Origin of the sequence: Microbacterium foliorum, from assembly GCF_003367705.1 — a bacterium.
Taxonomy (GTDB): Bacteria; Actinomycetota; Actinomycetes; order Actinomycetales; family Microbacteriaceae; genus Microbacterium; species Microbacterium foliorum.
The window spans coordinates 1,819,994-1,841,868 of record NZ_CP031425.1; the positions used below are offsets into that span (position 1 = coordinate 1,819,994).

Genomic DNA, 21,875 nt, shown 5'->3' on the forward strand with positions numbered 1-21,875 from the left:
GTTAAAGGTTGCTTGATGCCCCCAGTCTAGCGTGACCTCAGCGCCACCCCAGCACGTCGCGGACGACCGCCTGCGACGCCGGCGACCCGTCGTCGGGAAGCGATCGAAGGGACTCATGGGAGAGCATGGCGCCCTCCGCCCCCGCCGCGGCGGTGATCCCCTCGAGTGCTCTCGCGATGCGAGGGCCCGCAGCCCAGGAGTAGTCCGAGTCACCGCGGCGCGAGGCGTGCGGGAAGACCAGGAGCTCGGCCACCCCTTTCGCGACGTGACGCGAGGCGACGATCACCAGCGTCGGGGGGATGACGTGGTGCAGCGCCCGCGGCAGCGGGATCGGCAGGTCGTCGAGGAACAGGCTCCTCCAGATGCCGCGGCGCGAGCCCTCCTCGTCACCGATCTCCAGAGCCGCCGCGCTCCACTCCGACCCCTGCGAGTCGAGCGTGTCCGCGAATCCGTCGGCACGACGCTCGAACCCCTCGGCCTCCAGGAACTCGGTCGCTATGGAGACGAGTCGGGAGGCGTCCGAGCGGACGATCCAGCGCGCTCCGCGCAGCGTGCCCCGCCGACCCAGCCGCGACGTACGCGCGCGACGCCCGGAGCCGTCACGGTGTGCGGTGCGCGCCACCGTCACCCGGCCTCGCTGAGCACGGCGTCGGTGACCTCGTCGATCTTCGTCGAGCGGATGGGGTGCCCGCTCGTCGACAGGCAGCGACCGGTCTTCAGATCCCACTTCCAGTCGTGCATGCTGCAGGTGAGGATCCCGTCGTCGTCGACCTTGCCGGTCTTCGTCAGGTCGGCGCGCAGATGCGGACAACGGCGCTGCACGACCCAGTCGCCGATCTCGGCGTCCTCGGTCTGGTCGGTCTGCTCCTGGTACCAGTTCTCGACGTACTCGATGCGGTCGACCGAGAGGCACTTGAGGAAGGTCGTGAGGAATTCGTTGAACTTGCCGCTGCGTCCGACCTGGAACTGCATCGACAGGAAGATCGAGTTCGACCAGTCGATCTCGTGATCGCGGATGTTCGTCGACACGAGGTCGGCGGGGATCGTGTACCAGTAGATGCACTCCTCGCCCGCGTACTCGCGCACCTTGGCCCGCGGGAAGTCGACGACCATGTCGAGGTCGCCGATGCGGAAGCGCACGACACCGCCGACGCCGAGACGGATCGTGCGCGACTTCTTCAGCAGAGGCTCCCACCAGCCCTTGAGCGTCTCGAGCATCTCGGCCGGCGGGATGATCTCGGCGCGCGAGGACTCTTCGTCGCGGATCTCCTGCTGACGGGTCGCCCGCTGCTCCTCGAGGTAGTCCCACTTCTCGTCGAAGATGTGCGAGAGCTCCTGGTCGGTGTACAGCGTCTGCTCGGTCGCGACCTCTCCCCCGGCGACGGTGACCACCGTGCCCGGCACGAACAGGTGCCCGTCGTACTGCGGCGACAGCTCCTTCATGTGCGCGAGGAACTGCTTCTGGTCGGTGAAGATCGACTCTCCGTTGCGTCCGAGGCCGTTGAAGTCGAAGAGGTCGTCGCGAAGGAACATGGGCGGTCCCGCCATCGGGAACACGTGCGGGGCATCGACCTTGTCGATGTAGTACATCGCGCGCTTGTTCTGCGCATCGCGCTTGAGCTTCGCGAAGTTCTGCTTCGCATCGAGCGGCAGGTCGTAGACCATCGGCCACCAGATGGCGCCCGAGACCTGGGTGAAGTAGGCGTCGGGCTTTCCGAAGTGCAGAAGGGTGTCCAGGTCGAGCGGGTGCGAGTCGTTCTGGTTGATCACCGAGCCCGTGCCGTCGTCGACGCTGAGCGACGAGTCGCCGATCGGGCCGTCGCTCGGGGCTCGCAGCGGGGTGATCATGATCTTCAGGTCGCCCCGCTCGATGATCTGCCCGGCCGGGGCATGCGTGATGTTCGTGTAGCCGAGCGCCCTGATGTCCTGTTCGAGATCGTCGATCGGGTACTCCGGCAGCAGCACCTCGATGTCCTTGCGGATGTAGCGCTCGAGCAGCGCAGGATCGAAGTGGTCGCGGTGTCGATGCGAGATGTAGAGGAAGTCCGCCTCGCGGCCGAACCGCTCCCAGTCGAGCCCCCGATTGTCGGGGAAGGGGAACCAGGAGCCGAAGAACGAGGGGCCGAGGACCGGGTCGCAGATGATGTTCCCGCCGACCGTCTCGATGAACATCCCGGCGTGGCCGAGTCCCGTGATCCGCATGCATTCCTCCTGAAGTCCGACGTTCGATTCTACCGGCGGGCTCCTGGGCGGGTGCGGTGACCCGGCCGGGAGAAATCAGTTGTCGTCGAACAGGCCCTTGATGTCGTCCGACGTGAGCGACTGGGCGAACAGCTCGTCGTCGTCCATCACCGCGGTGAACAGTCGGGCCTTGCGGCGCTGCAGTTCGAGCACCTTCTCCTCGATCGTGCCCGTCGCGATCATCCGGTAGACGAACACCTGGCTCGTCTGTCCGATCCGGTGCGTGCGGTCGATGGCCTGCTCCTCCGCCGCGGGGTTCCACCAGGGGTCGAGCAGGAAGACGTAGTCGGCCTCCGTCAGGGTCAGCCCGAACCCGCCGGCCTTGAGGCTGATGAGGAACACCGGCTGCTGACCCGCCTTGAATCCGTCGATCACCCGCTCACGGTGCCTGGTCGATCCGTCGAGGTGGGCATAGGGGATGCCCGCCTCCTCGAGTCTCGCGGCGGCGAGATCGAGGAAGGAGGTGAACTGGCTGAACACCAGCGCCCGGTGCCCCTCGGCCTGCAGCTCGCGCACCCGCTCGAGCAGCGTGTCGAGCTTGCTCGAGCCGATCTCGGCATGAGCCTCGTCGATCAGCGCCGGCGCGAGACTCAGCATCCGCAGCAGCGTGAGGGAGCGGAAGACGATGAAGCGGTGGCGGTCGAGGTCGTCGAGCAGACCGAGCACCTTCTGCCGTTCCCTCTGCAGCACGACGTCGTAGAGGGCGCGGTGATCGGGACTCAACTCGACCTCGAGCAGCTGCTCCTGCTTGGCGGGGAGGTCGGGCGCCACCAGCTCCTTCGTGCGGCGCAGCATGAGCGGTCGCACACGTCTGCGCAGCTGGGCGAGGCGGCGGGCGCGGTACTCCCCGCCCTCGGCGTTCTCGGGCACCTTGCCCTTCTCGATCGGCTGGATGTAGCGGTCCTTGAACTTGCGCGCCGACGGGAACAGGCCGGGCGCGGCGAGCTTGAGCAGCGACCAGAGCTCCGAGAGGCTGTTCTCCATCGGCGTGCCGGTGACGGCGTACGTCACCTCGGCCGAGAACGACGAGATCGCGCGGTGCAGCCTGGTCTTCGGATTCTTGACGAACTGGGCCTCGTCGAGGATGAGCGCGGCCCATCCGATCGAGCGGAACTCCTCCTCGTCGAGCCGAGCGACCGTGTACGAGCTCACCACCAGGTCGGCGGATGCCGCCGCGGCCCGAAGCACCCCCGCGCGCTTGCCGCTGGTGCTGTCGACGACGACGACGCGCAGCCCCGGAGTGAAGCGGGCGGCCTCCGAGCGCCAGGTACCCAGCACCGAGGTCGGGGCGAGCACCAGGAACGGCCGCGTCTCGCCCTGTTCGCGCGTGTGCTGGATGAAGGTCAGCAGCTGGAGGGTCTTGCCCAGCCCCATGTCGTCGGCGAGGATCCCGCCGAGCCGATGACGCCAGAGGAAGGCGAGCCAGTCGAAGCCGGACTTCTGATACGGGCGCAGCTCGGCGACCAGACCGGCCGGCACGGCCGTCTCGGGCACGCCCGTGGCCTGGCGGAGCCCGTCGGCCGTGGCGCGCCAGCTCACCGCCGGCTCGGCCTCGTCGGCGAGATCCTCGAACTCCTCCCAGAGGTCGATCTGATAGCGACTGATGCGCGGACCCGTCTCCCACTCGTCGAGCTCGCCCGCCTCCTCGATCAGGTCGCGGAGACGATCGAGCGCAGGATGGCTGAGCGAGAAGTACCCGCCGTCCGAGAGCAGCAGCTTCTTGCGCCCCCGGCTCAGCGCCGTGAACAGCGGGCCGAAGGGGATGCGTCTGCCGTCGATCGTCACGAGGATGCCGAGATCGAACCAGTCGGAATCGGTCGTCTCGACGGTCGTGACCTTCACCTGCGGGTCGCCCGTCAGCTCGCGGTACTCCTTGCGCGTCCCCTTCGAGGTGACCGAGACGCCGATCGCCTCGAGAGCGGGCACGCACTCCGCGACGAAGGCGGCGGCGTCGATGTCGTGCAGCGATCCGGCGGGGCGGAAGCTGGTGGTGCGGAACTCCTGCCAGACGCTCTCGATGCCCGCGCGGATCCCGGACTCGGCCTCGGCATCGCGCACGCCCGCGCCGTTCCAGGCGAAGGGCACGCGGCCGAAGCGCCCGTACGACCATTCGAACGAGTAGTCGACCACATCGCCCCGTTCGTAGGTGAGCGTCAGCGCAGGCTCCGGCGCCGGCACCTCGGGAAGGGAGAGGTCGCCCGCGGTGCGCACCGCGCTGCGCCGCGCCAGAAGCGGATACGCATCGTTCAGGAACGCCTGCTCGTCGGCCGCGGGCACGACGATCGGCGCCGCCGTCGCGAGCAGTGCCCTGGTCTGCTCACTGAGTGCGGTCTCGGCGAGCACGATCTCGATCCGAGCGCCGACCAGTCGAGCCGTGTACAGACCCGTTCGTCCGATCGGGTGCGACTCCGCCGCCGGGACCTCGGCGTCATCGACCCGCACCTCGGCGGCCACGGTCAGCGCCCCGTCGTCGCCGCGAGTGATCCGCGCCGACACGTCGGCGGATGTCGCCATCCGCACCGAGATGCTCTTCTGACTCGCCACCAGCGGGATGCCGACCTCGGCGCCCGAGCGCAGCTGGCCCCACAGCAGCGGGGACTCGACCTGGTCGAGCACCAGCCACTCCCCTGCGTTCCCGGAGAGGAGCGAGTCACGGGAGATGCTGAGCAGGTCGCTGAACCAGCGGTTCTGCTCGCGCCCGAACTGCGCGGCGTCGCGACGAACGGCATCCCACCCCGCGCCGCCCTGGATCCATGACCCGGTCTGCGCGCTGCGCATGAGCGGTCGGATCGCCAGGAGCAGTTCGCCCTCGTGGCGAGCGAGGTCCCGCGGCACGGCCGCGCGCACGGGCCGCGGCCCCCAGTGGTTCTCGGCGCGGGACTCACGGTGGCGCAGCTCGACCCCCAGCGCCAGCTGCTGCGGCAGCCGCTCGACCGAGGCGCCCAGCAGACTCCGCCACGAGGCGGGAGCCGGCGCACGCGACGGTGTCGCCGGTGCCGGGTTCGGCACCTGCAGCGCGGCGGACTGCTGGGAGTACTCGTGCACGTTCGAGGCGAGCACGGTCGCGACGACGTGCTTGCATCCGGTGCGCACCGGGCAGGTGCACCTCGTCGTGCGCATCCGCCGGGTGCCGTTCGACGAGCCGAACGCGATCCCGGTCACGTACTGAGCGTCATCGCTGCCGCGCACGTGCCCCTCGAGCTCGAGCAGATCCTCGTGCCAGACCACGTCGAGCACGTTGCCGGCCCGGAAGTACGCGAGCCCGCGCTGGTAGCCGCCGACGTCCGTGATGTGCATGAGATCACGCAGATCGACGTGTGGCGCGGACATTGTCCCATCCTTCCCGCGACCCCCGACATCGGGGATGCCGGGGTGGCCGTCGGTGCTCAGGCGGCGCGGAAGACGCGGGCGAGCACGCCGTGCACGAACGCGCCGGAATCGTCGGTCGAGAACTCCTTGGCCAGTTCCACGGCCTCGTCGATCGCGACCGCTGTGGGCACCTGGTCGTTGAAGAGGATCTCCCAGACGCCGATGCGCAGCAGAGCGCGATCGACGGCGGGCATCCGCTCCAGCTTCCAGTCGCGGCTGTGCGTCGTGATCTGCTCATCGATCTCGTCACCGTGATCGATGATCCCATCGACGATCTCGCGGGCGTAGAGCCAGGAAGCCTCCCGAGCGGGTTCGCTCGCCGCGCGTCGGGCCTCGGCGGCCAGGGTGACCGAGAGCTCGTCGCCGCGGACATCGGCGGAGAAGAGGATGTCGAGCGCGCGCTTGCGCGCCTTCGTGCGTGCGCTCACGCCTTACTTCTCGCGACCGAGGTAGTCGCTGGTGCGCGTGTCGACCTTGACCTTGGTGCCGGCCTCGACGAACAGCGGGACCTGGATCTCGTATCCGGTCTCGAGCGTGGCGGGCTTGGTGCCGGCCGACGAGCGGTCGCCCTGCAGGCCCGGCTCGGTGTACGTGATCTCGAGCACCACGGATGCCGGCAGATCGATGTACAGCGGGTTGCCGTTGTTCAGCGCGATCGTGACCTGCTGGTTCTCGAGGAGGAAGTTCTTGGCGTCGCCGACCGTGGCGGCCGGAACCGTGATCTGGTCGAAGTCGCTCTGGTCCATGAAGACGTAGCCGTCTCCATCGGTGTACAGGTACGTGAAGTCGCGGCGATCGACGTTCTCGATCTCGATCTTGGCACCGGCGTTGTAGGTGCGGTCGACGACCTTGCCCGAGACGACGTTCTTCAGCTTGGTGCGGACGAACGCCCCGCCCTTGCCCGGCTTGACGTGCTGGAACTCGATGACGCTCCAGAGCTGCCCATCGATGCTGAGGACGACGCCGTTCTTGATGTCTGCGGTAGATGCCATGCGCTGGGCTTTCCGTTTCTCGAGTCTGGGGGCCGCTCACATCCGGATGGACTGGTGGGCCGACAGTCGATTCTACGGGATGAGCGCTGCGAGCTGCCGCACCGCGCTCGCGTACCCCCCGACACCCTCGCCGATCACACGCACCGCGGCCACGTCGTGCAGGTAGGAATGATGGCGGAACTCCTCGCGGGCGTACACGTCGGAGATGTGCACCTCGGCGAACGGCAGGGCGATGCCCGTGAGCGCATCGCGCAGCGACACCGAGGTGTGCGTGAGACCGCCGGGGTTGATGACGATCGCCGCACAGTCCTCGCGAGCGGCGTGGATTGCATCGATCAGCACGCCCTCATGGTTGCTCTGCACCGCGCGCAGCTCGAAGCCCTCGGCGGACGCCGCGTCGGCGGTCAGCTTCTCGACGTCCTGCAGCGTGGCCGTGCCGTAGACCTCGGGTTCGCGGCTGCCGAGGAGGTTGAGATTCGGCCCGTTGACGAGCAGAATCCGCCTGGTCATTCGCCGATCTCCTGGTAGGCGGCGAACAGCAGCGACTCGTCGGGGGCCTGCAGCACGGTGGGCTTGGCGATGTCGTCGAGCAGGATGAACCGCAGCATGCCGCCACGGCTCTTCTTGTCGCGCTGCATGGTCGCCAGCAGCTGCGGCCATGCACCGGCGCGGTAGCCGGTGGGCAGACCGAGCGAATCGAGGATCGTACGATGCCGTTCGGCCGCGGAGTCCGAGAGACGCCCGGCGAGACGCGACAGCTCCGCGGCGTAGAGCATGCCGATCGAGACCGCCGCGCCATGTCGCCAGCGATAGCGCTCGGCGTGCTCGATGGCGTGGCCGAGCGTGTGCCCGTAGTTGAGGATCTCGCGCTGACCGGCCTCACGGAAGTCGTCGGAGACGACCTTCGCCTTCATGTCGATCGCGAGCTCCACGGCACGACGGAACTCCGGTGTGGTCGTGTCGACGGCGCGCGCCGGGTCCGCCTCGATGATGTCGAGGATCTCCGGCGCCCAGATGAACCCCGCCTTCACCACCTCGGCGAACCCTGCGGTCGCCTCGTTCGGACTGAGGCTCGCCAGCTCGTCGAGATCGCCGATCACCGCGCGCGGCGCCCAGAACGCACCGACGAGGTTCTTGCCCTCGGCGGTGTTGATGCCCGTCTTGCCCCCCACGGACGCGTCGACGAGTCCCAGCACCGTGGTGGGCACCTGCACCAGCTGCACGCCGCGCGACCATGTCGCCGCGACGAAGCCTGCGAGATCCGTGACCGCGCCGCCGCCGTATCCGACGACGGCATCCGAGCGGGTGAAGTCCGCCTGCCCCATCACCTGCCAGCAGAAGGCCGCGACCTCGATACGCTTGCCCTGCTCGGCATCGGGCACTTCGGCGAGCAGCACCTCGCGCTGACCGTTCTCGGTGTCGGCGAGCAGACGGTCGCGCAGCTCCGCGGCCCTGGCCGCCAGAGTCGGCGGATGCACCACCAGGACCTTGCGCACCGCCGGGTCCAGGGCCGCGGAGACGCGGTCGAGGATCCCCCGGCCGATCGCGATGTCGTACGGGCTCTCGCCCGTCACGCTGATGGTCGTCGTCGTCATCTCAGTTCTCTCCTCCAGGCCGCGATGTCCGCGGCGATGCGATGCATGGGGCGGCGCGACGTGTCGAACGTCACCGACGCCACCTCGTCGTACCAGTTCCGTCGTTCTTCGAAGATCTGCGTCCAGCGCCCGACGGGGTCGTCGCCCTCCAGCAGCGGTCGACCCCCGCTGCGGATCCGGGCGGCCACCGCCTCCGGAGTCACCGTGAGGAACACGACGGGCCGCTCACGGAGCAGGGCTCGCGTGCCGGCATCGGTGACCGCGCCGCCGCCGAGCGAGATCACCCCGCCGGCCGGCGCGTCGAGGGCCGCCGCGACCTCCGCCCGCTCCAGAGCCCGGAAGTGGTCTTCGCCATGCTCGGCGAAGATCGCCGGGATCGGTCCGTGCGCCGACGCGACGCGCTTGTCGGTGTCGACGAAGGGCACCGACAGAGTGCGCGCGACGCGACGACCGACACTGGTCTTGCCGGCGGCCATCGGGCCGACCAGCACCAGCGTCAGCGGGTCAGCCGCGCTCGTCATGGGCGATGAGCGCCGCCTCGGATGCGGGCGTCGTGCGCAGCTCCGCCGGAATCCCCTCGAGGTACCCCTCGAGGTTGCGGCGGGTCTCGCGGATGCTGTCGCCGCCGAACTTCTCGAGCACGGCGTTGGCGAGCTCCACCGCGACCATGGCCTCGGCCACGACGCCGGCCGCGGGCACCGCACAGACGTCGGAGCGCTGGTGGTGCGCCGTGGCGTCCTCACCGGACGCGACGTCGATGGTGCGCAGAGCGTGCGGCACCGTGGCGATCGGCTTCATGCCCGCGCGCACACGCAGCACGGTACCGGTGGACATCCCGCCCTCGGTGCCGCCGGCGCGATCGGACCCTCGCGAGATGCCGTCGGCGGTCGCGAACAGCTCGTCGTGCGCGGCAGACCCTCGGCGTCGCGTGGTCTCGAAGCCGTCGCCGACCTCGACGCCCTTGATCGCCTGGATGCTCATCAGGGCTTGGGCGAGGCGGGCATCGAGACGGCGGTCCCAGTGCACGTGCGATCCGAGTCCCGGGGGCAGGCCGTAGGCGAGCACCTCGACGATGCCGCCGAGCGTGTCGCCGTCCTTCTTCGCGTCATCGACCTCTGCGACCATCAGCGCCGACGTGGCGGCGTCGAAGCAGCGCAGCGGATCCGCGTCCAGTGCGTCGACGTCGTCGGGCGTCGGCAGCGCAGATCCTTCGGGCACCCGGACCGGCCCGATCGAGAGCGTGTGACTGACGAGCCTGATGCCGAGCTCACCGAGGAACGAGCGTGCGATCGCACCGAGCGCGACCCGCGCCGCGGTCTCGCGCGCACTCGCCCGCTCGAGGATCGGGCGCGCCTCGTCGAAGTCGTACTTCTGCATGCCGACGAGGTCGGCATGCCCGGGGCGGGGGCGCGTCAGCGGCGCGCCCCGACCGCGGGACCTGTCGGTGAGTTCGACCGGCTCGGGGTTCATGACCTCGATCCACTTCGGCCACTCGGTGTTGCCGATGCGCAGCGCGATCGGGCTGCCGAGGCTCTTCCCGTGTCGCACGCCGCCGGAGAGCGTCAGCTCGTCCTGTTCGAACTTCATCCGCGAGCCGCGACCGTAGCCGAGCTTGCGACGCGCGAGGTCGGCCTGGATCGCCTCGGAGGAGACGGGGACGCCCGAGGGCAGTCCTTCCATGACGGCAATGAGTTCTGGGCCGTGCGATTCGCCGGCCGTGAGCACGCGGAGCATTGCTCCAGTCTCCCACGCGTTCCGCCCCGGTTCGCGCCGCGTGTCGCACTAACGCCGCAGGGCAGCCCGCATGGCGTCGACGACCGCCGTCTCCGACGGCAGCGCGACGTGCTGATCACCGTGGTGGAAGAGACGGATCTGACGCACGGCCTGGTGCAGCAGCATGCCCTCACCCGAGATCGTCGCGCCTCCGGTCCATGCGGACGCGAGCGCGGAGGGCCACGGTGCGTACGCCACGTCGAAGAGCGCACCCCCGGTGTCGCCCAGCCTCGCGGTCGTGTCGGCGTCGAGCGCGGCGCCGCCGGGCAGGGTCGCCAGCGTGAGATCGACCGGAGATGCGGCATCGTCGAAGCCGGCCGCGGTCACGACGACCTCCAGGCGCTCACCGAGCGCGACCAGATCGGCCGCACGCGCGGGCCGACGAGCCCGCACCTCGACGGTCTGCGCACCGGCCTCGACGAGCGCAACCAGCGCCGATGCGGCCGTCGCGCCCGCCCCGAGGATGCGCACGCGGTCGAGGCCGTGCAGTCGCTGTTCTCCCAGCGCATCGACGATCCCGCCGACGTCGGTGTTGAATCCGCGACGCGTCCCGTCCAGCACCAGGGTGTTGACGGCACCGGTCAGCCGGGCTGCCCGATCCGGCACGTGCGCCGCGCCATGGGCCCGCTCCTTGAGCGGCATCGTCAGCGAGAGCCCGAGCCAGGATCCGTCGAGGGAATCGAGGGCACCGGAGAATCCGTGCTCGTCGACGCGACGTCTCGTGTACTCCCAGTCGAGACCGAGCACCGCATAGGCCGCGGCGTGCAGCTGGGGCGACCGCGAGTGCGCGATCGGGTCTCCCCAGACCGCGAGCTGCCGCCGGGTCATCCGGCCGAGCACCCGCCGTCGGGGTTCTCCTGGCACCACTGCTCCCACTTCGCCACGCCCTGCAGGTGCTCCTCGTACGTCTCGGAGAACTGCGTCTCACCGGTCGCGAGGTTGATCGTGACGAAGTACAGCCACGGGCCGTCCTCCGGGTTCATCGCCGCCTTGATCGCGGCGTCGCTGGGGCTCGCGATCGGAGTGACCGGCAGCCCCGTGTGCACGTAGGTGTTCCAGTCGTTCGGGTCTTCGAGCGCCTCGGCCGAGCTCGAGACGACACCCTCGTGCAGAGAGCCGTAACCGTACTGCGCCGTCGAGTCCATCTGGAGCTTCATGTCGATGTCGAGACGGTTCTGGATGACCCTCGACACCTTCGCGAAGTCCGCCGTCCGGCCCTCGCGCTGGATGATCGACGCGATGGTGAGGATGCGCTCCGCGTCCTCGGCGGGGACACCCGCCGCGTTCAGCGATTCGTTGGTGCGATCGACCATGCGCTGGATGACCTGGGTCGCCGTCACGTCGGGGTCGAACGTGTAGACGGCGGGGAACAGCCAGCCCTCGAGACTCGGCGCGTTGACGCCGTAGCTCGCAGGGTCGGCATCGACGGCGGCCTGCAGATCCTCGATCGGCATGCCGAGAGACTCGGCCATGCCGGGCAGGGAGGACTCGATCGTCGCTCCCTCGCCGATGCTCGCCGAATGCTCGAGCTTGTTGTCGGGATCCTGGATGGCCTCCAGCGCGGCCGCGGCCGTCATCTTCTCCTGCAGCCGGTAGATGCCGGGGTAGAAGGTGACGGCGACGTTCTCCTTGACGAGGTAGTCGTAGAAGACCTCATCGGTGCGCGTGACACCGGCCTCGTGGAGCGCGGTGGACACAGGAGCCCCGGTGTCGCCCTCTTTGATGGTGACCAGCACCTCGCCGGTAGCCTGACCGGCCTCCCAGTCCGCGGGTTCGCCCCAGCCGAGGGCGTCGCTGATCTTGTCGCCGAACGTGTTCAATGCCCAGACGCCCCCGGCGGCGATGCCGCCGAGAACTGCCAGAACGATGATCAGTGCGACAAGACATCCCTTGCGACGCTTCTTCTTCGGCGGGCGACTGCCGGCGTCATCCTCCGGGGGTGCGTGGAACAGGTCCTCGAGGCGCGCGCCGGGCACGGCTGTCGACGCCGCCGCCACCGCGGGGTCGGACACGCCGTCACCGCGCGATGCCGTGGACGAGGAGGCCGCCTCGCCGGTCGTCCCCGCACCGGCGGATGCCTCACGCGCGGCGTCGGGGTCGGTCGCGGCACCGGTGGGTGCGGCATCCGCCCCTGCGGCACCGCCCGTGATCGGGAACGCCCGAGTGGCGGTGTCCTCGGCGGAGGGCCCGCCCTGCGACTCCCCCGACGAGTCGTCGGCCGGGAGGGTCGCGCCGTTCGTGGCCGCTTCGCGCGCTGCTCTGCGTGAGCCCGGGGGCGGCGGCGTGTTGTCGACCGTCGGGATCTGCGGTGTCGGGTCGGGAAGGTTCTCGAACAGGTCGCCCAGCCGGGCGTCCGGATCGTGCTGGGGGGAAGCACTCTCGCGTTCGGGCATGTTCAGGGGGACTCCTCGTCGAGCGGAATCGTGACTCCGGGCGGGTTACCGGTGCTCTTCTCCGTGTCGATCGCCTGCTGCAGCAGGACCACAGCGGCGACCTGATCCACAATGCTACGAGAGTTCTTCTGTGTTCTGCCCGAAGATCTCAGCGCGGCGTGTGCGGTGACGGTGCTCAGACGTTCATCGACCAGGCGCGCCGGCACCCCGGTCCGCGCCTGCAGGGCGGCGGCGAATTCGCGCGAATCCGTCGTCGATGCCGTGTCGTCGCCCCGGAGGTTCACGGGGAGACCCACCACGAACTCCAGCGGCTCGTACTCCTGAGCGATGACGGCGATCCGCTCGATGGCCGCGTCGTCGCGACGCACGGTCTCGACGGGAACCGCGAGCATCCCGTCGGGATCGCACCGTGCGACCCCGACACGGGCGCGCCCGACATCGATCCCGAGCCGCGCGCCGCGGCGGAAGCCGCTCACGCTGTCTGCAGCTCCTGTGCGACGGCGTCCAGCGCCGCAGGCAGAGCTGCGGCATCCGTTCCACCGCCCTGGGCGACGTCGTCACGACCGCCGCCTCCGCCACCGAGCACAGAGGCCGCGCGCTTCGCGAGCGCACCGGCCTTCGCACCGGCCGCGCGCGCGGCGTCGTTCGTGGCGACGACCACCACAGGTCGGCCGTTCACCACGGCACCCAGGGCGACGACGGCAGGTTCGGAGCCGAGTCGCTCGCGCACGCCGAGTACCAGCTCGCGCACATCGTCGGCCGAGTCGACCTCGCCGAGCGACTGCGCGGCCAGCCGGAACGAACCCGCACGGGAGGCGGCGTCGGCGATGGCAGGAACCCGGCCGGCACGCTCCTTCGACTCGAACTGCGCGATGCGCTTCTCTGCGGCCTTCAGGCTCGCGGAGAGATCGGCGATGCGCTCGGCGAGCTGATCGCGCGGCGTCTTGAGCGAGCTGGTCAGCTGCGACACGAGCGCGCGCTCCGCTGCGAGCTCGCGGAACGCGTCCTGCCCGACCAGAGCCTCGATGCGGCGGTTGGAGGCGCCGACCGAGGATTCGCCGACGACGCTGACGAGGCCGATCTCGGCGCTCGTGCTGACGTGCGTGCCCGCGCAGAGCTCTCGCGACCAGGGACCGCCGATGTCGACCATGCGCACGACATCGCCGTACTTCTCGCCGAACAGCGCCATGGCGCCGGCTTCCTTCGCCTCGTCGAGCGTGAGGATCCGGGTGGTGACCTCGAGGGCGTCGTTGACGGCCCTGTTGGTGATCTCCTCGATCTCGGTGCGGGTCGCGGTCGACAGCGCCTGCGACCACGAGAAGTCGAACCGCATGTATCCGGCGCGGTTGAGCGAACCCGACTGCGTCGCGGTCGGCCCGAGCGTGTCGCGCAGCGCCGCGTGCACCAGGTGCGTCGCGGAGTGCGCCTGGCGTGCGGCGCGACGGTTCGCCGCATCGACGATCGTCGTGGCGGCGTCGTCGATCGAGACGACGCCTCGGGTCACCTCGACCGTGTGGCTGATCAGCCCGGGCACAGGACGCTGCACGTCGAGCACCTCGAGCTCATAACCGGGACCGACGATGACGCCCTTGTCGGCGACCTGGCCGCCGGACTCGGCGTAGAGGGTGGTCTCGGCGAGCACGACCTCGGCGATCTGCCCCTCCGACGCGGTGCGAGCGGTCTGGCCGTCGATGAGGATCCCGAGGATCCGCGAATCGACCTCGAGCTCGGAGTAGCCGTCGAAGCCGGTCTCTCCCAGCGCGCGCAGCTCGCGGTAGACCGAGACGTCGGCGAGCTGACGCTTGCGGTTGCGGGCGTCGGCCTTGGCGCGTGACCGCTGCTCCTGCATCAGGGTGTCGAATGCCGCTCGATCGACGTCGAGCCCGGCCTCCTCGGCCACCTCGAGGGTCAGATCGATCGGGAAGCCGTACGTGTCGTGCAGCAGGAACGCCTCGGGGCCGCTGAGCGTCGCCCCGCCACCCTTCTTGGTCTCGTCGAGCGCGAGGTCGAGGATCGTGGAGCCCGCTGCGAGCGTGCGACGGAACGTCTCCTCCTCGGCGAAGGCGGAGGAGGACAGCGTCGCCCACTCCTTCTCGAGCACCGGGTAGGTGGCCTTCATCGCATCACGCGACGCGGCGAAGAGCTCGGGGAAGGCCGGCTCGTCGACGCCGAGCAGACGCATCGACCGCACGGTGCGGCGCATGAGTCGGCGCAGGATGTATCCGCGTCCCTCGTTGGAGGGCCGCACGCCATCGGACAGCAGCATGAGCGACGACCGCACGTGGTCTGCGACCACGCGGAATCGCACGTCGTCTTCGTGCACGGCTCCGTAGCGACGTCCCGAGAGCTCGACGGCACGGTCGAGGACCGGACGCACCTGATCGGTCTCGTACATGTTCTCGACGCCCTGCTTGAGGAACGCGACGCGCTCGAGCCCCATGCCGGTGTCGATGTTCTTCATCGGCAGCTCGCCGACGATGTCGAACTCCGTCTTGCCGCGGATGTTCTCGATGAAGTCCTGCATGAACACGAGGTTCCAGATCTCCAGGAACCTCGAGTCGTCGACGGCCGGACCGCCGTCCTCGCCGTATTCGGGACCGCGGTCGAAGAAGATCTCCGAGTCGGGGCCGCCGGGGCCCGGCTGTCCCGTGTTCCAGTAGTTGTCGGCACGTCCGAGGCGCTGGATGCGCTCGGGCTTCAGCCCGATGACGTCGCGCCAGATGGACTCCGCCTCGTCATCGGTCTCATACACCGTGACCCACAGGTCCTTCTCGTCGAACGCGAAGCCGCCGTCGGCCTCCGAGCTCGTCAGCAGCTCCCACGCGTAGCGGATCGCGCCCTCTTTGAAGTAGTCGCCGAACGACCAGTTGCCCAGCATCTGGAAGAACGTCCCGTGGCGAGCCGTCCGGCCCACCTCTTCGATGTCGTTCGTGCGGATGCACTTCTGCAGATCGGCGATGCGCGGATGCGGCGCCGGAACCACCCCGGTGAGGTACGGGATCATCGGGACCATGCCGGCGACCGTGAAGAGCAGCGACGGGTCATCGCTGACCAGCGAGGCCGACGGGACGATGAGGTGGTCGTTCTTCTCGAAGAAGTCGAGGTAGCGCTGCGCGATCTCCGCAGTGTTCATAGCTGTGCCGGGTGTCCTTGCGTGCGGGGGTGGAGGGGCGACTCCGTGGGAGCCGCGCCCGAGGGGGCTGCGGAGGTCAGTCGCTCGCAGGATCCGTGAGGCGCGCCCGCTCTTCGCGGTAGGCCTCGCCGATGATCCCGGTGAACTCGTTGAATCGAGCGTCGACCTCGGCGAGGATGTCGCGACCTCGCGGGTCCTTGTTCGTGAAGTGCGCCGCGACGAAGCCGCCGATCACACCGATCAGGAACCACAGCACTTTCTTCATGTCGCCATCCTTGCCCTCGACCCGCGGAGGCGGGTGCAACCATCGTATGCGGAAACGACAGAAGGCGTCGGGTGAGACCCGACGCCTTCTGCCGAACTGAGAGAACTCAGCGAGCTGCGTAGTACTCGACGACGAGCTGCACTTCACAGGTCACGGGGACCTCGGCGCGCTTCGGACGACGGACCAGGCGAGCCTGGAGCTTGTCGAGCTCGACCTCGAGGTAGCCGGGAACGGGAGGCAGGACCTCGGCGTGACCGCCGGCGGCTGCGACCTGGAAGGGCTCGGTGCCCTCGCTCTTGGCCTTGACGTGGATGAGCTGACCCGGCTTCACGCGGAACGACGGGCGGTCGACGAGCTGGCCGTCGACCAGGATGTGACGGTGCACGACGAGCTGGCGAGCCTGCGCGGTGGTGCGGGCGAAGCCCGAACGCACGACGAGGGCGTCGAGACGCATCTCGAGCAGCTCGACCAGGTTCTCACCGGTCAGGCCGTCCTGACGGCGAGCCTCGTTGAACGTGTTGCGCATCTGCTTCTCGCGGATGCCGTACTGCTCGCGAAGACGCTGCTTCTCGCGCAGACGGACGGCGTAGTCGCTGTCGGCCTTGCGCTTGGTGCGACCGTGCTCGCCGGGAGCGTAGGGACGCTTCTCGAGGTAGCGGGCGGCCTTCGGGGTGAGCGGGATGCCGAGTGCGCGGCTGAGACGCACCTTGCGACGGTCCTGGGACTTCGTGGTCACGAAGCTATCCTTCCGATGACGCGGTCGCGTCTTTCGCGACTCGCGGACGTATCACCCGCGTTCTGCCTTGGAGCGCACGCCGGGGCGCCATCAAGGTGGGGTGTGAACGAGGAGATGCCCGAAAACTGTGTTTCGAGCCGATCCAGTCTAACAGATCGAGGTCATCGCCCGTCGAGGATGCGTCGGATGCGCTCGAGACGTGCCGAGATGTCGCGCTCGGCGCCCAGGTTCTTCGGCTCGTAGTACCTCTTGCCCTGCAGCTCGTCGGGCAGGTACTGCTGCGGGAGGATGCCGAACTCGCTGTCGTGCGGATACACGTAGCCGCGGCCGTGACCGAGGCGCCGCGCGCCCGGGTAGTGCGCGTCGCGGAGATGCAGCGGCACCCGTCCGAAGCCGCCCGAGCGGATGTCGGCGATCGCCGCGTCGATGCCGACGTAGGCGGCGTTCGACTTCGCGGTGGTCGCGAGATACACCGTCGCCTCCGCGAGCGGGATGCGCCCCTCCGGCATGCCGATGAACGCGACCGCATCCGCCGCCGCTACCGCGATCGTGAGCGCCTGCGGATCGGCCAGCCCCACGTCTTCCGACGCCGAGATCACCAGTCGGCGCGCGATGAACCGCGGGTCCTCCCCCGCCTCGATCATCCGCGCGAGGTAGTGCAGGGCCGCGTCGGGGTCGGAGCCGCGGATCGACTTGATGAAGGCGCTGATGACGTCGTAGTGCTCGTCACCCTGGCGGTCGTATCGCAAGAGCGCCTTGTCGACGGCCTGGGCGACGTCGTCGGCCGTGGCCGCGGGGACCACGCCGTCTTCGCCGTTCGAGAGGGCGACGGCCGCCGCGGCCTCGAGACCGGTGAGCGCGCGGCGTGCATCGCCGGATGCGAGCCGGATGAGCGCGGCACGCGCGTCGTCGGCCAGGGTCACCGCACCGTTCAGACCGCGCGCGTCGGTCACCGCGCGGTCGACGAGGAGTCCGATGTCGTCGTCGGTGAGGGGCTGGAGTGTCAGCAGCAGCGACCGCGAGAGCAACGGCGAGATCACCGAGAACGACGGGTTCTCGGTGGTCGCCGCGATCAGCAGTACCCAGCCGTTCTCGACCCCGGGCAGAAGGGCATCTTGCTGGGCCTTGGTGAACCTGTGGATCTCGTCGAGGAACAGGATGGTCGTCTGGCCGTACAGGTCGCGCTGAGTGATCGCCTCCTGCATGACCTCGCGGACGTCCTTGACCCCGGCCGTGATCGCCGACAGCTCGACGAAGCGACGCCCGGAGGAGCGGGCGATCGCCTGAGCCAGCGTGGTCTTGCCCGTGCCGGGAGGGCCCCACAGGATGATGGAGACGGCACCGGGCGAGGTCGCGGCGGGATCGGCGAGAGCGACGATGGGTGACCCCGCCCGCAGCAGGTGCTTCTGCCCCGCCACCTCGTCGAGAGAGACGGGACGCATGCGCACGGCGAGGGGCGTCTGCCCGGAGAGCAGTGCGGCGGAGGTCATCTCTCCAGGCTAACGCGGGCCGGGGACACCGCGGACGTGATCATGGCGATGGGGCGGCGCCGGTAGGCTCTGAGGCGACGGTGCACATCACGTCCATGTGCACGGCACGTCGACCGAGGGAGTACGCAATGGCCGGACGCGGCAAGAGCACGCGGCAGTCGCGGACCGAGTCGGAGCGCGCACGCCTCCACGCGGCCCGCCGGGCCTGGCACGACGGCCGCATCCGCCGCCGCACCAGGGACAACGCGGTCGCGATCGTCGTCGGCGTGCTGGTCATCGCCGGAGCCATCGCCAGCCAGGTCGTGCACGCGCAGGTGAATCCACCGACACCCTCGCCCTCCCCCTCGGTCTCCCCCGTCGAGTCGCCGCTCCCGGGCGATCCCCTCGTCCCCGAGGATGCGCCGTCGGATGCGCCGTCGGATGCGCCGTCGGACGCTCCCGTCGAGTGATCACGCGCGCCCGCTGACCGTGGGCGCCGCGGCCGTCACGGCGTGGCGACGCGGATCACGGCTCAGTCCTCGATGACCGCGAGCCGGTAGCCTCGTTTGACCACGGTGTGGATGAGTTCGATCCCACCCAGCGCCACGCGCAGTCGCGCGACGGCCGCCTCGACCGCGTGGGCGCTGCGCTCGGCGCCCAGCACGGCGCTGAGCTGTGTGCGGGTGAGCACCCTGCCGCCCGCGGCGGCGAGGGCGTCGAGCAGTGCGGCCGACGACCGTGACAGGGGGACGAAACGGTCGTCGACGAGCACGCCTCCGCTGCGCACCTGCACCCGACCGGCATCCGTGAGCAGCGACGGTGCTCCGCCGTCGCCGAAGTGCGCGAACACCGCATTCGCGAGCGATCCGTGCGCATCGCCCTGATCGATCGAGGGGTGCAGGTCGGCGTCGTGCAGGAGGGCGGTGGCCGCCCGACCCGCGGAGGCCAGCAGCAGCCGCCCCGTCTCGGACCGCCGCCTCACGCGATCGAGGGTGTCCGACAGTTCCGCGATCGCGAGCCACGCCGCTGCGGCGGAAGCGGAGGCGAACACCACGGCATCCGCGTCTCCGTTCGCCGCCTGCAGCACCGTCCTTCGCATCGCCTCGGTTCGCGGCGACGATCCCCAGCGGCGCACGATCAGCCCCTGGACATCGGCGCCCGCCTCCCGCAGCAGCGCTTCGAGGCCGTCGTCGAGATCGTCGTGACGCTGGACGACCACGCGACGGTCGCGCACCCCCGCGATCCGCAGGTGCGCGCCGACCTCGGCGGACGTGCCCGTCTCGGCGACCCACTCCGCGACGAGCCCCGACCGCAGGATCGCGGCGTGCGCTCTCGACCCCGTCGCCACGAGGCGGGCCTCGCGCAGCGCTGCCTCGAGCGCCGCGGCGCGTCCTTGTTCGCGTGCGGCCTCGAACCAGTCGCGGAACCCCGAGCCCGTCGTCACCACCACCAGGTCGGGAGGCTCCGAGATCACCTGCTCGGTCATGCTGCGGAGCTCGGCGCTGTTCTCCCGGTCATCGAGACGAGGCACGGGCGTTCGATGCACCACCGCGCCCCGGCGCTCGAGATCGTCCGCGACCTCGACGGCACGCCGATCCGCGGCGACCACGATCGTGCAGCCGGCCAGCGCGGACTCCCGTGTGCGCGCGGTGCTCACCCGACGCCCTTCGCTATGCGGCTCGATGCGAGCCGCAGCATCCCGGATTCGGCGAGCTCCCCGATCACGATGACCGCGGTGCTCTCCTCCCCCGCCGTGGGGTCGTCGTGACCCGGTGTCCTGCTGCCCGAGAACGGCTGATCGAAGCCGAGGAAGACGGCGTCGCCCCCGAGAATACGGCTCGCGGCGACCTCGGCCATCGCGTAGCCGGGCGCGACGCGCGGGACGCAGCGACCGTCGAAGCGGGCGACCTCGCCGATCGCGAGGATGTGCGGATCGGAGGTGGTGCAGCGGTCGTCGATCACCACGCCTCCGCGCTCGGCGACCTGCAGGTTCGCATTGCGGGCCAGCTCGTCGCGGGGTCGCGGGTGCACGGAGAGCACGACGAGGTCGACGGCCTCGGTCTCCCCGTCGTCGAATCGCACAGCACCGACCGCACCGGACTCCTCGGGGACCAGATGGGAAATGCGCGATTCCGAGTGCTCCACCAGGGTGGAGACGACGTCGATGTCGTGCAGCGCGGCGGCGAGCTCTGCGCCGTGGGATCCACGGCCGACCACGGCCGCGCGCAGGCGACGGCCCAGCGAACGCCGTCGGCCTGCCGCGAACTGCGCGAGCGCCTCGACGTCGTCGATCGTCCGGTCGGAGAAGCACCCCGGCAGATCCGCGCCCTCGACCGCGAATATCGGTGTGTACGAGCCGGTGGCGAGCACCAGGGTGTCGTAGGGCACGACGACGCGTGACCGGGTCATCACCGTGCGCGCAGCCCGATCGATCCGCAGAGCGCGATCGTCGTCCAGGAACCGCACTCGGAAGTCCTCGAACACCGAACGGTCCAGCTCGAGATCCTCCGCCGCGCCTCCGGATGCGATGCGCGGGAGGCCGATGCGGTCGTACGGCCGACGTCCCTCGTCGCCGATCACCGTCACATGCAGCGGTGTCTGCGCACGGCTGAGCAGACTCTCGACGAAACGGTGCGCCACCATCCCCGCGCCGACCACCACGATCTCGGCAGGAGTGACGATGGTGTCGTACATGCTGCTCCGTTCGATGGATCCCTGCTGGCGACGATAGGAGGCCGGTGTTTCTCGAATGTGACGGGCGATGTTTCCTGCGTCGAACGTTCTCCTCACAGATCGGTAACGATCCCACTCCGCGCGGTTCTCACACCGCTGACGCCGCGAAGTGAGCTGTTCGCTCCACAGACGTAACGTCGCACGTCGTCGCGCGAAACGCCGTTCGTCCATGCTCGATCCAGCTGAGCATCCCGCTCTCGTCCCGTGGAGGTCATGTGTCCTACATCAAGCCCGCCGAGCTCGCCACCCGCATGGTCGACGCCGGTGCATACAAACTGCAGCTGTCCACCCGCGATACGCTCATCCGCGCGTTCATGGGCGCGGCTCTGCTCACGATCGCCGCCGCGTTCGCGGTGACGGTGTCGACGCAGACCGGTCAGCCGCTCCTCGGCGCCGTCCTGTTCCCGGTGGGCTTCGTGATGCTCTACCTGCTCGGGTACGACCTGCTGACCGGGGTGTTCACCCTCGGACCGCTCGCGGTGCTCGACCGCCGTCCCGGCGCGACGTTCGGATCGTTGATGCGCAACTGGGGACTCGTCTTCCTCGGCAACTTCGGCGGTGCATTCCTGGTGGCGATCCTCATGGCCGTCTACTTCACATACGGCTTCTCGACCGCGCCCAGCGCAGTCGGCGAGGCGATCAGCGAGATCGGACACGGTCGGACGGTCGGCTATGCCGATCACGGTGCGGCAGGCATGCTGACGTTGTTCATCCGCGGAGTGCTGTGCAACTGGATGGTGTCGACGGGCGTCGTGCTGGCGATGGTGTCGGACAGCACGATCGGCAAGATCGTCGCGATGTGGCTCCCGATCATGCTGTTCTTCTACATGGGGTTCGAGCATTCGATCGTGAACATGTTCCTGTTCCCGTCCGGACTTCTGATGGGCGCCGACTTCACCGTGTGGGACTACCTGGTGTGGAACGAGCTGCCGACGGTCGTCGGAAACCTCGTCGGCGGTCTCCTCTTCGTCGGGCTGCCCATCTACTTCACCCACGGGCGCCCGAAGGCTCGCGTCGCCCGTGACGCGCGTGCGATGCGACGACGAGCGCGTCTCGTCACCACCGCTGCGTCGACATCCGGCACCTCGGTGGCCGACCGGGAGACGACCGCTGCCGAGCTCGAGCCGACGCGGGTCTGAGTCGCAGAACGGGGGCGGATGCGTCGGCATCCGCCCC

General features: G+C 69.4%; 20 protein-coding genes. 2 read left to right on the forward strand and 18 right to left on the reverse strand.

From position 1 onward, the window contains the following. Window positions 1-37: 37 nt before the first annotated feature. The 16 genes from DXT68_RS08445 to DXT68_RS08520 form a co-directional block, all read right to left on the reverse strand. Entirely contained in the window at window positions 38-628 is a 591-nt protein-coding gene (locus tag DXT68_RS08445; RefSeq protein WP_045255091.1) for a hypothetical protein, read from the reverse strand. Then, window positions 625-2,202 (reverse strand): Rieske 2Fe-2S domain-containing protein, encoded by a 1,578-nt coding sequence (locus DXT68_RS08450; protein ID WP_045255090.1) that lies wholly within the window; start codon window positions 2,200-2,202, stop codon window positions 625-627. The genes DXT68_RS08445 and DXT68_RS08450 overlap by 4 nt, the downstream gene beginning before the upstream one ends. Before the next feature lie 75 nt (window positions 2,203-2,277). Then, a complete protein-coding gene (locus DXT68_RS08455; protein ID WP_244268215.1) occupies window positions 2,278-5,571 on the reverse strand; it encodes a DEAD/DEAH box helicase in 3,294 nt (1,097 codons plus the stop codon). A 56-nt stretch (window positions 5,572-5,627) separates the two neighbouring features. Beyond that, window positions 5,628-6,038 carry a transcription antitermination factor NusB gene (gene nusB / locus DXT68_RS08460; protein ID WP_045255089.1) on the reverse strand — a complete coding sequence of 137 codons (411 nt, stop codon included), beginning with the start codon at window positions 6,036-6,038 and terminating at the stop codon, window positions 5,628-5,630. A 3-nt stretch (window positions 6,039-6,041) separates the two neighbouring features. Next, window positions 6,042-6,602, reverse strand: coding sequence for an elongation factor P (gene efp, locus DXT68_RS08465; protein WP_045255088.1), 561 nt, complete (start codon window positions 6,600-6,602; stop codon window positions 6,042-6,044). A 72-nt stretch (window positions 6,603-6,674) separates the two neighbouring features. Beyond that, a complete protein-coding gene (aroQ, locus tag DXT68_RS08470; protein ID WP_045255087.1) occupies window positions 6,675-7,112 on the reverse strand; it encodes a type II 3-dehydroquinate dehydratase in 438 nt (145 codons plus the stop codon). Then, window positions 7,109-8,197 (reverse strand): 3-dehydroquinate synthase, encoded by a 1,089-nt coding sequence (aroB, locus tag DXT68_RS08475; protein ID WP_045255086.1) that lies wholly within the window; start codon window positions 8,195-8,197, stop codon window positions 7,109-7,111. Before aroB ends, aroQ begins: the two co-directional genes overlap by 4 nt. After that, window positions 8,194-8,718, reverse strand: coding sequence for a shikimate kinase (locus DXT68_RS08480; RefSeq protein ID WP_045255085.1), 525 nt, complete (start codon window positions 8,716-8,718; stop codon window positions 8,194-8,196). Before DXT68_RS08480 ends, aroB begins: the two co-directional genes overlap by 4 nt. Then, entirely contained in the window at window positions 8,702-9,931 is a 1,230-nt protein-coding gene (gene aroC, locus DXT68_RS08485) for a chorismate synthase (protein ID WP_045255084.1), read from the reverse strand. Before aroC ends, DXT68_RS08480 begins: the two co-directional genes overlap by 17 nt. Before the next feature lie 48 nt (window positions 9,932-9,979). Continuing rightward, window positions 9,980-10,834 (reverse strand): shikimate dehydrogenase family protein, encoded by an 855-nt coding sequence (locus DXT68_RS08490; protein WP_341853373.1) that lies wholly within the window; start codon window positions 10,832-10,834, stop codon window positions 9,980-9,982. Then, entirely contained in the window at window positions 10,795-12,363 is a 1,569-nt protein-coding gene (gene mltG, locus DXT68_RS08495) for an endolytic transglycosylase MltG (RefSeq protein ID WP_045255083.1), read from the reverse strand. The genes DXT68_RS08490 and mltG overlap by 40 nt, the downstream gene beginning before the upstream one ends. Before the next feature lie 2 nt (window positions 12,364-12,365). Continuing rightward, window positions 12,366-12,839, reverse strand: a complete 474-nt coding sequence (gene ruvX / locus DXT68_RS08500; protein ID WP_045255082.1) for a Holliday junction resolvase RuvX — start codon at window positions 12,837-12,839, stop codon at window positions 12,366-12,368. Continuing rightward, the gene (gene alaS, locus DXT68_RS08505; RefSeq protein ID WP_115760476.1) at window positions 12,836-15,496 is read right to left on the reverse strand and encodes an alanine--tRNA ligase; all 2,661 of its coding nucleotides are present in this window, start codon (window positions 15,494-15,496) and stop codon (window positions 12,836-12,838) included. Before alaS ends, ruvX begins: the two co-directional genes overlap by 4 nt. A 76-nt stretch (window positions 15,497-15,572) precedes the next feature. Beyond that, window positions 15,573-15,761: a hypothetical protein gene (locus tag DXT68_RS08510; protein ID WP_045255080.1), complete on the reverse strand. Its 189-nt coding sequence runs from the start codon at window positions 15,759-15,761 to the stop codon at window positions 15,573-15,575. Between the two features lie 106 nt (window positions 15,762-15,867). Continuing rightward, window positions 15,868-16,497: a 30S ribosomal protein S4 gene (gene rpsD, locus DXT68_RS08515; RefSeq protein WP_052677824.1), complete on the reverse strand. Its 630-nt coding sequence runs from the start codon at window positions 16,495-16,497 to the stop codon at window positions 15,868-15,870. A 161-nt stretch (window positions 16,498-16,658) separates the two neighbouring features. Next, the gene (locus DXT68_RS08520) at window positions 16,659-17,987 is read right to left on the reverse strand and encodes a replication-associated recombination protein A (RefSeq protein ID WP_082069018.1); all 1,329 of its coding nucleotides are present in this window, start codon (window positions 17,985-17,987) and stop codon (window positions 16,659-16,661) included. Between the two features lie 128 nt (window positions 17,988-18,115). Here DXT68_RS08520 and DXT68_RS08525 point away from each other — a divergent pair, with 128 nt between their 5' ends. Then, entirely contained in the window at window positions 18,116-18,436 is a 321-nt protein-coding gene (locus tag DXT68_RS08525) for a hypothetical protein (RefSeq protein WP_045255079.1), read from the forward strand. A gap of 62 nt (window positions 18,437-18,498) precedes the next feature. Here DXT68_RS08525 and DXT68_RS08530 read toward each other — a convergent pair whose 3' ends face one another. After that, complete coding sequence (locus tag DXT68_RS08530) at window positions 18,499-19,623, reverse strand: uroporphyrinogen-III synthase (RefSeq protein ID WP_045255078.1); 1,125 nt, start codon at window positions 19,621-19,623, stop codon at window positions 18,499-18,501. Beyond that, a complete protein-coding gene (locus DXT68_RS08535; protein ID WP_052677823.1) occupies window positions 19,620-20,660 on the reverse strand; it encodes an NAD(P)/FAD-dependent oxidoreductase in 1,041 nt (346 codons plus the stop codon). Before DXT68_RS08535 ends, DXT68_RS08530 begins: the two co-directional genes overlap by 4 nt. Window positions 20,661-20,914: 254 nt before the next feature. Between DXT68_RS08535 and DXT68_RS08540 the strand changes: the two genes are divergently transcribed. Further along, window positions 20,915-21,838, forward strand: coding sequence for a formate/nitrite transporter family protein (locus DXT68_RS08540; RefSeq protein WP_082069016.1), 924 nt, complete (start codon window positions 20,915-20,917; stop codon window positions 21,836-21,838). Window positions 21,839-21,875 lie beyond the last annotated feature (37 nt).

Bases quoted from the DNA above. Each gene is read 5' to 3' on its own strand.
- aroC (WP_045255084.1), bottom strand. From the start codon at position 9,931: ATGCTCCGCGTGCTCACGGCCGGCGAATCGCACGGCCCAGAACTCATT.
- DXT68_RS08520 (WP_082069018.1), bottom strand. From the start codon at position 17,987: ATGACCTCCGCCGCACTGCTCTCCGGGCAGACGCCCCTCGCCGTGCGC.
- alaS (WP_115760476.1), bottom strand. From the start codon at position 15,496: ATGAACACTGCGGAGATCGCGCAGCGCTACCTCGACTTCTTCGAGAAG.
- efp (WP_045255088.1), bottom strand. From the start codon at position 6,602: ATGGCATCTACCGCAGACATCAAGAACGGCGTCGTCCTCAGCATCGAT.
- DXT68_RS08480 (WP_045255085.1), bottom strand. From the start codon at position 8,718: ATGACGAGCGCGGCTGACCCGCTGACGCTGGTGCTGGTCGGCCCGATG.
- DXT68_RS08455 (WP_244268215.1), bottom strand. From the start codon at position 5,571: ATGTCCGCGCCACACGTCGATCTGCGTGATCTCATGCACATCACGGAC.
- DXT68_RS08450 (WP_045255090.1), bottom strand. From the start codon at position 2,202: ATGCGGATCACGGGACTCGGCCACGCCGGGATGTTCATCGAGACGGTC.
- aroQ (WP_045255087.1), bottom strand. From the start codon at position 7,112: ATGACCAGGCGGATTCTGCTCGTCAACGGGCCGAATCTCAACCTCCTC.
- DXT68_RS08535 (WP_052677823.1), bottom strand. From the start codon at position 20,660: ATGTACGACACCATCGTCACTCCTGCCGAGATCGTGGTGGTCGGCGCG.
- DXT68_RS08525 (WP_045255079.1), top strand. From the start codon at position 18,116: ATGGCCGGACGCGGCAAGAGCACGCGGCAGTCGCGGACCGAGTCGGAG.
- aroB (WP_045255086.1), bottom strand. From the start codon at position 8,197: ATGACGACGACGACCATCAGCGTGACGGGCGAGAGCCCGTACGACATC.
- mltG (WP_045255083.1), bottom strand. From the start codon at position 12,363: ATGCCCGAACGCGAGAGTGCTTCCCCCCAGCACGATCCGGACGCCCGG.
- DXT68_RS08510 (WP_045255080.1), bottom strand. From the start codon at position 15,761: ATGAAGAAAGTGCTGTGGTTCCTGATCGGTGTGATCGGCGGCTTCGTC.